Below are 2056 nucleotides of genomic sequence, written 5' to 3'. Positions count from 1 at the left end.
CTGATGAAGGCCGGCAAGGCCGCCGACATCAACCAGAACCCGGTCGGCACCGGCCCGTTCATCTTCAAGAGCTACACCAAGGACGCGACGATCCGCTTCGACGGCAATCCGGATTACTGGAAGCCGGGCGCGGTCAAGATCTCGAAGCTGATCTTCTCGATCACGCCGGACGCCAGCGTGCGCGTGCAGAAGCTCAAGCGCGACGAATGCCAGGTGATGAGCTATCCGCGTCCCGCCGACATCGCGCCGCTGAAGGCCGATGCGAATCTGGCGATGCCGTCGCAGCCGGGCTTCAACCTGGGCTACCTGTCGTACACCGTGACGCGCAAGCCGATGGACAAGCTCGAAGTGCGTCAGGCGCTCGACATGGCGATCAACAAGAAGGCGATCATCGAATCGGTCTATCAGGGCGCCGGCCAGGCCGCGACCAACCCGATGCCGCCCACGCAATGGTCCTACGACAAGAGCCTGACGGCCCAGCCGTATGACACGGCGAAGGCCAAGGCGCTGCTCACCAAGGCCGGTTTCCCGAACGGCTTCGAGATGACGCTGTGGGCGATGCCGGTGCAGCGCGCCTACAACCCGAACGCGCGTCTGATGGCCGAAATGATCCAGGCCGACTGGGCCAAGATCGGCGTGAAGGCGAAGATTGTCACGTACGAGTGGGGCGAGTACATCAAGCGCGCGCACGCGGGCGAGGACGACTCGATGCTGATCGGCTGGACCGGCGACAATGGCGATCCGGACAACTGGCTCGGCACGCTGCTCGGCTGCGAGGCGGTCAACGGCAACAACTTCGGCAAGTGGTGCTACAAGCCCTTCGACGACCTGATCCAGAAGGCCCGTCAGACGTCCGACCAGGCGCAGCGCACCAAGCTCTACACGCAGGCGCAGCAGATCTTCGCGCAGCAGATGCCGTTCTCGCCGATCGCGCACTCGACGGTCTACCAGCCGGTCAGCAAGAAGGTGGTCGACATGCGCATCGAGCCGCTGGGCTACGCGCGTTTCGACGGCGTGAGCATGCAGTAAAGATCATCGGGTAAGACTTTCCGCTTCGTCCGCTTATCGGGCAAACAGGCGGAAAATGGTCCGGCGACCGGGGTCACGAGCCCCTGTCGCCGGTTGCGTTTCCATTCAGGCTTTTGTTTTAGGGGGAACACCACATGTTCCGCTTCGTACTGCGCCGCATCGGCATGGTGATACCGACGTTCATCGGTATCACGATCCTGGCGTTCGCACTCATTCACCTGATTCCGGGCGACCCCATCGAAGTGATGATGGGCGAGCGCGGCGTCGATCCGCAGATGCACGCCGACGCGATGCATCGCCTGGGGCTCGACGAGCCGCTGCCGATGCAGTATCTGCACTACGTCGGCCACGCGCTGCAGGGCAACCTGGGCACCTCGATCATCACCAACACCAGCGTGATGGGCGAGTTCCTGGCGCGCTTTCCGGCCACCGTCGAACTGTCGATCTGCGCGCTGGTCTTCGCGCTGGTGGTCGGCCTGCCCGCGGGCGTGTTCGCGGCGCTGCGCCGCGGCACCGTGGTCGATCACGGCGTGATGGGCACCGCGCTCACCGGCTACTCCATGCCGATCTTCTGGTGGGGCCTCATCCTCATCATGGTGTTCTCGTCGAAACTGGGCTGGACGCCGGTGTCCGGGCGCATCGCGGTGGAGTTCGACATTCCGCACGTGACGGGCTTCATGCTGATCGATTCGCTGCTGCCTGGTACCGATGAAGGTTCGTTCAAGTCTGCGTTGAGTCATCTGATCCTGCCCGCGATCGTGCTCGGCACGATTCCGCTCGCGGTGGTCGCGCGCATGACGCGTTCTTCCATGCTCGAAGTGCTGCGCGAGGACTACATCCGCACGGCGCGCGCCAAGGGCCTGTCGCCGGTGCGCGTGATCGTCGTGCATGCGCTGCGCAATGCGCTGATTCCGGTGGTGACCGTGATCGGCCTGCAGGTGGGCACGCTGCTCGCGGGCGCGGTGCTCACCGAGACGCTGTTCTCGTGGCCCGGCATCGGCAAATGGCTGATCGACGCGATCAGCCG

The 2056-nt window shown here is 64.2% G+C and carries 2 protein-coding genes; both read left to right on the top strand.

From position 1 onward, the window contains the following. Window positions 1–1029, top strand: a 1029-nt coding sequence (locus F3J17_RS35855; RefSeq protein ID WP_167070550.1) for an ABC transporter substrate-binding protein, incomplete at its 5' end; no start/stop codon positions are given. A 134-nt stretch (window positions 1030–1163) separates the two neighbouring features. Next, the coding region (locus F3J17_RS35850) for an ABC transporter permease subunit (protein WP_167070548.1) at window positions 1164–2056 on the top strand (893 nt) is incomplete at its 3' end.

It is taken from the genome of Burkholderia sp. Ax-1719 (genome assembly GCF_011753055.1).
In the GTDB taxonomy this organism is placed as follows: domain Bacteria; phylum Pseudomonadota; class Gammaproteobacteria; order Burkholderiales; family Burkholderiaceae; genus Paraburkholderia.
This window is presented reverse-complemented; position numbering and strand designations above follow the sequence as displayed.